Here is a 1,550-nt window from a genome sequence, read left to right on the forward strand (position 1 = left end):
CTCCGTGGAGTTCCGGGTGCCGGCTCGGCTGGAGAACCTGGCCCTGGTGCGGACCCTGGTCGCCGCGGTGGGCACTTTTGAGGATCTTGATCTCGACACCGTGTCGGATCTGCGGCTGGCTGTCGACGAGGCGTGTACCCGGCTGATCCGCTCGGCGGTACCCGACGCCACGTTGGTGGTCGCCGTCACACCGGGGGCCGATGAGCTCATCGTCGCCGCGCACACCACCTGTGACACCGCCGACGTGCTGGCCCGCGGCAGTTTCAGCTGGCATGTGCTCAGTTCGCTGACCGATGAGGTGCGGACCTTCCAGGACGGGCAGGACCGGGATCAGGGGCAGGTGTTCGGGATCTCCCTGACGACGAGACGAGCGAGTTCGTTGCGGTGACGGCGTCGTCATCCCAGAGTTCGTCACCGCGACGCAACTCTGAGTACTCCGACGTCGCGGAGATGTTCCGCGAGTTGCGTGATGCGCCCACCGAAGAGGCCCAGCGTCGGCGGGACCGCATCGTGGAGCGGTGCCTGCCGTTGGCCGATCACATCGCGCGGCGGTTCGACGGCAGGGGAGAACCGCGCGAAGACCTGGTGCAAGTGGCCCGGGTCGGTCTGGTCAACGCGGTGATCCGGTTCGACGTCGACGCCGGATCGGATTTCGTCTCGTTCGCCGTCCCGACGATCATGGGCGAGGTCCGCCGCCATTTCCGCGACAACAGCTGGTCGGTCAAGGTGCCGCGGCGGCTCAAGGAGCTGCACCTGCGCATCGGTGCGGCGACCGCCGAGTTGTCCCAACGGCTGGGGCGCGCGCCGACCGCATCGGAGCTCGCCCAGGAACTCGACATGGACCGCGACGAGGTGATCGAGGGACTGGTGGCCGGCAGCTCTTACAACACGTTGTCGATCGACAGCTCCGGCAGCAGCGGCAACGAGGATGCCCCGGCGATCGCCGACACCCTGGGCGACGTCGACGACGGGCTGGACCAGATCGAGAACCGCGAGGCGTTGCGGCCGCTGCTCGACGCCCTGCCGGAGCGCGAACGCACCGTGATCGTGCTGCGGTTCTTCCATTCGATGACCCAGACCCAGATCGCCGAGCGGGTCGGCATCTCCCAGATGCACGTGTCGCGGCTGCTGGCGAAGTCGCTAACCCGACTCCGCGACCAGCTGGAGTAGCGGTCGCGGCTCATCTTTGAGACGGGCCGCGGCATCTTCGACGGTCCCGCGCCGCACCAGCGTCGAATCCGGGTCGCAGACTTCCAGTACGCGATCGACCGCTCGGCTGGGTACCAGGGCCCAGCCGACCGCTGCCCCGGCGCATTGCACGCTGATGGTGTGCAGTGCCGAAAACCCAGCGGTGGCGAAGAAATCCACGCCGGTCAGGTCGAGCACCAGGCTGTCGACGTGGGCGGCCTGCTCGGTGACGTAGTCAATGAATGCTTGCGCGTTGGCGGCGTCGACTTCGCCGGCCACGGTTACGACCGCGACCGATGACAGCTGGTGGGTAGTGAACTGTGCGGTGAGACAGTCGGTCGGACTCGGCCCCGGACCGGGGA

At 67.6% G+C, this 1,550-nt stretch carries 3 protein-coding genes; 2 read left to right on the top strand and 1 reads right to left on the bottom strand.

From position 1 onward, the window contains the following. Together ACN269_RS33990 and ACN269_RS33995 are read left to right on the top strand one after the other, a co-directional pair. Positions 1–388, top strand: a 388-nt coding sequence (locus tag ACN269_RS33990) for an ATP-binding protein (protein ID WP_421477334.1), incomplete at its 5' end; no start/stop codon positions are given. Beyond that, positions 385–1,170: an RNA polymerase sigma factor SigF gene (locus ACN269_RS33995; protein ID WP_421477336.1), complete on the top strand. Its 786-nt coding sequence runs from the start codon at positions 385–387 to the stop codon at positions 1,168–1,170. The genes ACN269_RS33990 and ACN269_RS33995, both read left to right, overlap by 4 nt. On the opposite strand, the gene ACN269_RS34000 is transcribed toward ACN269_RS33995, so the two are convergent. Next, positions 1,141–1,550: STAS domain-containing protein (locus ACN269_RS34000; RefSeq protein ID WP_421477338.1), on the bottom strand; the 410-nt coding region annotated here is incomplete at its 5' end. The two genes, ACN269_RS33995 and ACN269_RS34000, sit on opposite strands and share 30 nt — an antisense overlap.

Origin of the sequence: Micromonospora sp. WMMD736 (genome assembly GCF_049179015.1) — a bacterium.
In the GTDB taxonomy this organism is placed as follows: Bacteria; Actinomycetota; Actinomycetes; order Mycobacteriales; family Micromonosporaceae; genus Micromonospora.